Annotated in this window: 7 protein-coding genes; 1 reads left to right on the top strand and 6 read right to left on the bottom strand. The window is 41.4% G+C overall.

Annotated features, from left to right (window positions below; translation table 11 throughout):
• Positions 1-19: 19 nt before the first annotated feature.
• From D1B33_RS16615 to aceA, 6 genes are all read right to left on the bottom strand, one after another.
• On the bottom strand, positions 20-415 hold the full coding sequence (locus tag D1B33_RS16615; protein ID WP_118877528.1) for a YkvA family protein: 396 nt from the start codon (positions 413-415) through the stop codon (positions 20-22).
• Positions 416-675: 260 nt separating this feature from the next.
• Positions 676-1,389, bottom strand: coding sequence for a glycosyltransferase family 2 protein (locus D1B33_RS16620; protein WP_118877529.1), 714 nt, complete (start codon positions 1,387-1,389; stop codon positions 676-678).
• A gap of 37 nt (positions 1,390-1,426) precedes the next feature.
• Positions 1,427-3,199, bottom strand: a complete 1,773-nt coding sequence (gene ade, locus D1B33_RS16625; protein WP_199677441.1) for an adenine deaminase — start codon at positions 3,197-3,199, stop codon at positions 1,427-1,429.
• A 137-nt stretch (positions 3,200-3,336) separates the two neighbouring features.
• Positions 3,337-4,524, bottom strand: coding sequence for a pyridoxal-phosphate-dependent aminotransferase family protein (locus tag D1B33_RS16630; RefSeq protein WP_118877530.1), 1,188 nt, complete (start codon positions 4,522-4,524; stop codon positions 3,337-3,339).
• Positions 4,525-4,771: 247 nt separating this feature from the next.
• Positions 4,772-6,373, bottom strand: a complete 1,602-nt coding sequence (gene aceB / locus D1B33_RS16635; RefSeq protein WP_118877531.1) for a malate synthase A — start codon at positions 6,371-6,373, stop codon at positions 4,772-4,774.
• Positions 6,374-6,477: 104 nt separating this feature from the next.
• Complete coding sequence (gene aceA, locus D1B33_RS16640; RefSeq protein WP_118877532.1) at positions 6,478-7,761, bottom strand: isocitrate lyase; 1,284 nt, start codon at positions 7,759-7,761, stop codon at positions 6,478-6,480.
• Positions 7,762-7,977: 216 nt separating this feature from the next.
• On the opposite strand from aceA, the gene D1B33_RS16645 reads away from it, so the two are divergent.
• Positions 7,978-8,649: a LytTR family DNA-binding domain-containing protein gene (locus D1B33_RS16645; RefSeq protein ID WP_118877533.1), complete on the top strand. Its 672-nt coding sequence runs from the start codon at positions 7,978-7,980 to the stop codon at positions 8,647-8,649.
• Positions 8,650-8,944 lie beyond the last annotated feature (295 nt).

Genomic DNA, 8,944 nt, shown 5'->3' on the forward strand with positions numbered 1-8,944 from the left:
TTAAAGCGAGCAAATCCTGTTAGATTTCATATTCTATCGAAGGTTTATACTTATCGCCAAAAACTTTCTTCAACACTTCATGCGCTTCTTCTTTCATATCATCGGTAATGGAACCATATATAACAGAAATCGCTTTCGTAATGATGACAATATCATCCGCTAAACCGACAGTCGGCAAAATATCGGCGATCAAGTCAATCGGCAAGATAAAATAACCGAGCACTCCAAGAATCATGAGTTTCTGTTCTTTCGGCAAATCGGGGCTTTTCAAGGCTACATATAAAGTCGCCGCGCCATGCAATACTTTAAAGCCTAGATTTGTGCCATATTTTTTTAATTTATTTATAAATTTATCAGGAGAATAATGTTTTTCCTTTCCTTTAATTGTTGCTTCCAATTCTAAGTGTTCACTCATTCTGACTTCCTCCTCTAAACCTGTACAATTAACGTTTAGTATTATCTTTTCCAACTAATTAAAAAAGTAACTGCTTAAAGTGAAACTTTCACTGCCAGGTTTGCTGATTCTTTTGTGATTCAACCTAAATGAAGGTGATTCTTATTCTTCTATTATACTTTTTATTGTGATTCTTAGCGAAATATTCGAGCATCCTATTTTTACCCGTAAACCGATAAAGTGAATCAGGTTGTTGTTCAGTTTATTCGCAAAACCTTTCTTTAATCTTGATGTCCATGATTTTTCAAATATGTATCCATTATTTGTTGAATAATGATTTTGCTATTCATAATTTCATCATAAAACATAAGCGAATTTTTCTTGATCCGGTAATGCCCAATGGCAATTTCGTAAATGGGGACCTTTCTCCGAAGCGCTTCCACCAGCATGTTCGAATCGTAATCAAAGGATTCCCCTGATACGTGCAATAGCCAGGAAAGGGCTTGTCTTGGTACACAACGAAGCCCCGTTTGTATATCCAATATCCGTTTGTGAAATAAAAGAGAGAATAAAAGAGAGGCTGTGCGATTTGCGACTATATTTTTCAAGGGAACTTCCTTTGAATAAAAATTTCGAACGCCCAAAATGATTCCATCGGAAAAAATCGGAGCATAATGCAAAAGCTTTTGGACATCTGGAATTCTATGTTGCCCGTGTGCCCCTACCGTCATAATTGACTCGATCTTCTTTAGATGGTTTAAGATATAGTGAAACCCACTCTTTAATGCACGCCCCTTCCCCCTGTTTTCCTCGTGGTCAATGACGGTGCATCCCTCTATTTCTCTTAATTCAAGAAAGAGGGAGCGGTATTTTTCATCACTTCCGTCATTCACAATCACCACGGTTTCAATTTCTAGTTGCAGGAGATCTTTTACATAATAAATAAATGAGGGTAAAGGATTAAAAGCAGGTATCACGACAGCGACTTGTGCCACAGTGTTTTACCTCCCTTCTTTTACTATTTAAAACTTGTTAATCAGAACTGCCTACCGCCTCAATTGGAAGATGCTTGAAGTGCTGAACATCAAATAGTCCTGTATCCGTTAATTTCAGTTCAGGAATAACGGGTAAACTTAGGAAGGAAAGTGTCAGGAATAGGTGGAAGTTCAAATCCGGATGAATTCTATGAAGCGCGGCGTGTGTTTCCTTGACCTTTTCCTCGGCTTCGGATGCATCGAGTGTTGTCATAATTCCTGCAATCGGAAGGGCCAAAGAGCCGATCACCTTTCCTTCATTCACTACCACCAATCCTCCTTGCATCTCTTGCAAAGCATTTAAGGCAACAATCATATCCGCATCGTTGGTTCCCACCACAATGGCATTGTGCGAGTCGTGTGCAATCGTTGTGGCTACGGCTCCTTTTTTCAAACCAAATCCGTGAACGATTCCCAAGCCGATTGTTCCGCGCGAATGATGGCGTTCGACCACGGCCAATTTTAATAAATCATCTTCAATGGAAGGAACAAAGACGCCGTTTCTAACATCCACTTCCTTGATCAGATGTTTTGTAATCAGTTGATTCGGCATGATGCCAATCACATTTGCTCGATTGCCTTCTTTAAACGGAATGGCCAAATCTGAAGCCGTTATATTTGGGAGATGAACTGAATTTAAAATCGTCTCATCGATGTTCATGGAGATTGTTTCATTTTGCAGCATCTTCCCATTCTCACTGACCTTCACTCCATCTTTCCAAACGGAGGAAATTTTCATCTTATGCAAATCCTCAAGCATGATAAAGTCCGCTGTATACCCTTCGGCAATTGCCCCTTTATCAACTAAACGATAGCATTCCGCTGCATTTAATGTAGCCAGTTGGATAGCCTGCAATGGGTTCATTCCATGCTGGATCGCCAATGAAACAGCATAGTTAATGCTTCCTTCTTCTATTAATTCATCTAAATGTTTATCATCAGTACAGAATGCGAATCTGCGAGCGTTTGCTGACGTAACAGCCGGCAATAGGTCGACCAGATTTTTTGCAGCAGAACCTTCCCGTATCAATACATACAAACCTTGTTTCACACGCTCACGTGCTTCTTCGGCAGTGACGCATTCATGATCCGTTCGGATGCCAGCAGCGCGATAGCCACGCAATTGGTACCTTGATAATCCAGCACCATGGCCATCCACCATCTTATTCGCGTTTTGTGCGAGGGCAATCTTATCAAGCATGTCCGAATCTGCACCAAGAACCGCAGGGAAATCCATAACTTCAGCAAGACCCAAAACTTGCTCATTCTGAATGAAGGGAGCCAAGTCCTTTGCCTTCATCACTGCACCTGCATGTTCAAATGAGGTACAAGGAACACTTGAAGGCAGCATAAAGTAAATATCCATTGTTGCATTTTTGGCATGATCGAGCATGAATTCCATGCCCTTTGAGCCTGAAACATTGACAATTTCGTGTGGGTCGGTAATAACGGAAGTAACGCCATGGGGCAGAAGAATTTGACTGAACTGGGTTGGAGGCAACATAGAAGATTCAATATGAATATGGGCATCGATTAAGCCGGGAATTACGTAGCGCCCGTTCGCATCCTCTACCACTTTTGCCGTAAATTCGTCTTTTTCATCTAGCGCGATAATTTTACCGTCTGCAACTACTATGTTCGCTTTTCTCCAACATAAAGAAAAAACATCTGCTACCAAGGCATTTTTCAATATAAAGTCTGCTTCTATTCTGTTTTGGGATAAATGAATAAATCTTTCAATGCTTTTGTTGTTCGTGACCACGATGCCCATTCCCTTCTTCATCACTTGTTCTTAATTTACAATATATTCTACGGATTTCCTGATTACAACTGCTAAGCCTCTATAGTGAAATCGTACAAGCGGTGAATGAACACTGCTTGTACGATTGAATTGAATGTATGCCGAGCTTAGGTCGTTTCAAGCGCTCCTTTCACGACTTGCCCTGTTTCATTTTTAAAAGCACTAATCGCTATTTCGGTATTTACTGAAACGCCGAGTTCTTGCAATACTGTTCCAATCTCCCGAATAGCCTGCTCCAGCATTTCTTCCGTCGTATTTCCCATATGGCCGATGCGAAACGCCTTCCCTGCCAGATGAGCCAAAGCCCCTGCCACGATGACTCCTTTATGCGATAGCATCGTTCGAAATGCCACATCATCCACACCTTCCGGATATAGCATACAGCTTAGCGTCGGTGCTGCAACCTCTTCTGCTGCCAACGGTTTCATGTCAAACGTGCGGAGGGCAGCACGGACACCACGACCATAGGAGATATGCCGTCTTTCGCGTTCTTCCATCCCTTCATCCAATACAATGCTCATGGCAGTTTGGTATGCATAGATTAAGTTTACCGGAGGCGTTGCGAAGTATTTGGAAGGGTCCTTCATAATCGGAAGCCAATTATTTATATCGCAATAGTAAGCAGGAATTGTTCCCAACTCTTCCCGTGCCTTAAGTGCAGTTTGGTTAAATGCCACAATCGCAAGGCCCGGTGGAATACCAATTGCTTTTTGTGACCCTGTTAATGTGACATCAATTTTATATTCTGGATGTCCATAGGTTTTGCTCATGTTTTCATCCAAAGCAGCCGTAGCTACCACACCATCCAAAATCACAAGAGCACCCGCTTGTTTCACAATAGGAATGAGCGTTTCCAGGTCCGATACTACTCCGGTAGACGTATCGGCATGCGTGATCGTCACTGCTTTATATTGATCCAGCGATAATTTTTCCTGAACAAGCAGAGGATCGACCTGTTTCCCCCACTCTGATTGAAGCACCTCTACCTCAATGCCATATGCTTGTGCAAGTGGGGTAAAGCGGTCACCGAAATAGCCATGGCTAATAACCAGCAGTTTCTCGCCTCGCCCAACGGTATTCACAATCGCCATTTCCATGGCCAGTGTCCCCGAACCTGCTACAATAAAGACTTCTCCGTCTGTTTGAAAGAGCTCCTTTGTTTGTTTAATGGCCTCTTTAAAAATCGCTGCAAATCTTGAATCTGTATGCCCTCTTGTTTCCCTGGCCAACGCTTCATATATTTCATCTGCAACCGGTGTAGGTCCAGGCACTAAAAGCAATTCTTTATTTTTCAAAACACAACAGTCCCCTTTGCTTATATTTATACTTATTTATTCAATTCTTGATATGCCGGAAATTTCCCTCCCATTTACGGAATTTTAATAAAACAATCAGAGATGGTCCGGAAGGAAATTGAAAAATGTCTTACTAGCTCATGACAACTAGCAAGACATCCATCCCCATTTGAACAATATACAATTAATCCCCTGTTTGAAGCGCATCAAAATAGTATTGGAGGCATCCATTCATACCTTTTGATGGTTAGCTGATTTTTTCATACCCCGGCAAGGTTAAAAATTCTACAAAATCTTCTTGCTCAATCAAAGCTTTAAACAGTTCTGCCGCTTCATCGTAACGGCCACTGTTAAAGAACTGCTCCCCAACAGCCTCTTTAATTTGCGCAAGCTCTTCATTTAAAATATCCAATGTCAGCTCAAGCGTCACATTGCGTCCGTCTTCAAGAATTCCTTTAGGATGGCGAATCCACTGCCATACTTGGGTACGGGAAATCTCGGCTGTTGCTGCATCTTCCATTAAATTGTTGATCGGTGCAGCACCATTTCCACGTAACCACGATGCAATATACTGAACACCTACACTGCAATTGACACGAAGACCTTCTTCTGTAATTGTGCCTTCTGGAACTTCAACTAAATCCTCGGCACTTACGTTTACGTCTTCACGTTTTTTATCAATCTGATTAGGCGTTTTCATAACGGCATCAAACTGTTCCATTGCGACAGGTACCAATCCCGGATGGGCTACCCAAGTTCCATCATGGCCATCTGTTGCTTCACGGCGTTTATCTTCGGCTACTTTCGCAAACGCAATGCTATTTGCTTCTTCGTCATTTTTTACCGGAATTTGAGCGGCCATTCCACCCATTGCCGGTGCATTTCGCTTATGGCATGTTTGGATACATAGTGATGTATAAGCTTTCATAAACGGAACAGTCATCGTTACCTGGCCACGGTCCGGCAATATCACTTCCCGCTGGTTTCGAAGACGTTTAATGTAGCTGAAAATATAGTCCCAGCGCCCACAGTTTAACCCTGCGGAATGATCACGCAATTCATACAAGATTTCATCCATCTCAAAGGCTGCAACAATCGTTTCAATTAAAACGGTTGCTTTAATCGTTCCTTGAGGGATTCCTAAATAATCTTGGGCAAAGACAAACACATCATTCCATAAGCGTGCCTCCAAGTGGCTTTCAAGCTTTGGCAGATAGAAGTATGGTCCTGTACCTCGTGCCAGTGCTTCCTTAGCATTGTGGAAGAAGTAAAGTCCAAAGTCAAAGAAACTCCCCGACATCACTTCGCCATCTACCAGTACATTTTTCTCAAGTAGATGCAACCCTCTAGGACGAACAAGCAGAACAGCAGTTTCGTCATTCAGCTTATATGTTTTGCCATTGGATTGCTGTGTTAATTCGATTGTGCGATTTACAGAATCACGCATATTGATTTGGCCTGCAATCATATTCTCCCAAGTAGGTGTGGAAGCATCTTCAAAACAAGCCATAAACATTTTCGCACCCGAGTTTAGAGCGTTAATAACCATTTTACGATCTACCGCTGGACCGGTAATTTCGACACGGCGGTCTTGAAGATCTTGCGGAAGTGGAGCAATTGTCCAGTCTCCCTGGCGAATGCTTTCCGTCTCTTTTAGAAATTGCAGCTTCTCTCCGGCATCAAGACGCTTTTGACGCTCTTCCCGTCTTTCAAGCAATTCTTTCCGGCGTTCATTAAATCTCTCATGAAGTAAGACAATAAAGTCCAATGCTTCAGGCGTTAAAATTTCCTTTGCTTGTTCCGTAAGCTCTCCTACAATTTTAATTCTTTGTGATATAGCCTGCTCCATTTCGATAACCCCACCTTTATATCATCACTTTTAAACCACCTTGACTAAAACTATTAATTTCTTTATTACTAGAATAATAGTTTTAGCCAAGGTGTAATCCTTAATTAAGCAAATTGAGCCGTTTCAGTCGAACCCGCCATTGCTGTAGTAGAAGATGTACCACCGGAAATTGCTTGAGCCACTTCATCAAAATAGCCTGTGCCAACTTCACGTTGGTGCTTCGTAGCTGTATAGCCTTTTTCTTCTAAGTCGAACTCAGCTTGTTGAAGTTTGGAGTATGCTGCCATACCGTTATCTTTATAATCCACAGCAAGTTCAAACATTGATTTATTTAATGAATGGAAACCAGCTAGTGTTACGAATTGGAATTTATAGCCCATTTTCGCAATTTCACGTTGGAATTCAGCAATCTCCTGGTCGGAAAGTTTTGCTTTCCAGTTAAATGATGGTGAACAGTTGTATGCCAACATTTTGCCAGGGAATTTTGCATGAATGCCTTCTGCAAACTCACGTGCTTCTTCAATTGATGGATTGGATGTTTCACACCAGATTAAATCCGCATATGGTGCGTAAGCCAAGCCGCGTGCAATCGCTTGTTTGATTCCGGCATTTGTACGGAAGAATCCTTCTGGCGTACGCTCACCAGTAATAAACTCAGCATCGCGTGGATCAATGTCACTTGTTACCATGTCAGCAGCATCCGCATCAGTACGTGCAATCAGAATTGTATCCACTCCCATTACATCCATTGCCAGGCGAGCAGCAACCAGGTTGCGTACAGCATTTTGTGTTGGAAGCAATACTTTCCCGCCTAAGTGACCGCATTTTTTCTCGGATGCCAATTGGTCTTCCAAGTGAACCCCTGCAGCTCCTGCTTCAATCATGCCTTTTACCAGTTCAAATACGTTTAGAGGTCCCCCAAAACCAGCTTCCGCATCTGCTACAATTGGTGCAAACCAGTCAAAATCGTCATTGCGTCCTTCTGCATGATCAATTTGATCTGCACGTTGCAATGCTTGATTAATACGCTTTACAACTTGAGGAACTGAATTGGCAGGATATAAAGATTGGTCCGGATACATTTGACCAGCAAGGTTTGCATCAGCCGCTACTTGCCACCCCGATAAGTAAATAGCTTTTAAACCTGCTTTTACCTGTTGAACTGCCTGATTTCCAGTTAATGCACCTAGCGCATTAATGAAATCTTCTTCCTGCAAGGATTTCCAAAGACGTGTTGCCCCACGTTTTGCCAATGTTTGTTCCACAATTACGGAACCTTGTAATTTTACGACTTCCTCTGCCGTGTATGCTCTTTCAATCCCTTTCCATCTTGGATTTTCTGCCCAATCCTTTTTAATTGCCTCGATTTTTTCTTGTCTTGTTGACATGAATATTCACACCTTCCCCTTTATTTAAATACACTCTGACAAAAATAATTTATAATTACTGTTCCATAACAGAGGTATTTGTTGTAAATTAATATATAACAGAATGATTTATTTTTCATTATTTTCTGACGAATTACTGTAATATTGGGATGAAATGGGAATATAACGAGATGAAGTATTTAGATTTGTTGTAAATCACAAAGGGGGATTCTAAATATGAAAGTTGAAAATTTACTCGTCAAAAGGGAAGAACTTGAACAATTTAAAATGATTTTAGAGGATTGGATTCCAAAGGATGCCTCTATCGCGATTGCCATAGCAGGGAATTATGTATTCTATAGTCCGAGTACGGCTCATTTTCATTTAAAAATAGGAGAATCCGTTCATCCGCAAAGCATAGCAGCAAGAGTCTTGAGTACCCGGAAGAAAACGGAGATACTATCAGATGACTCATTATTCGGAACACCCTACTATGCTGTAGGTTACCCTATAAGTGTAAATCAGGAGGAGGCTGCTTTAATTATCGTCCTCCCTTCCACCTACTCATCAGAAATACAGGAATCCTATAAATTCCTGACAGGAAGACAGGAAGATGACTGGACACCCATTCCTATCGAACAGATTTCGCATATTGAAAGTCTGCAAAAACGTACTTGGTTCTACTGCAACGAAGAGAAATTTAAAACACCTATTACTCTGAAGGAACTGCAAACGAAACTTCCATCCTGTTTTTTGCGAATTCATCGTTCGTATATCATCAACATCTATTTTATTAAGCGTATAGCGAAAGATTTAACTTCCAATTATATAATTGAATTAAAAAATGGAGTTGAGCTGCCTGTCAGTCAATCATATTTGGGTGACTTACGAAGTGTCTTGGAGTTTTAGAACAGAAGATTGAGTGCAAGTCATTATTATGAGGACCCTTTAGTTTTCGATAAGCACTAATCGAATATTTAAGGTGAAGAACAACCGGGAATAGACCTTTTTATTGTAGAGTTTGGTTACGCATTAGGTTAGTGGGAACAGGCAATTAGGATGTGTCTAAACCCCGACTTGGGGAGTTTAAGGAAAAAGCCATGTTTCGTTGCATAGGAAACGCGCCGACCAAATCCTCCAGATTTTTGATAGTTGGCCGCCTAACGTTTATTTAATAAATAAAAAAACCGCTGAGTACTCAGCG

The organism is Ureibacillus yapensis, assembly GCF_003515775.1.
GTDB classification, from domain to species: Bacteria; Bacillota; Bacilli; order Bacillales_A; family Planococcaceae; genus Ureibacillus; species Ureibacillus yapensis.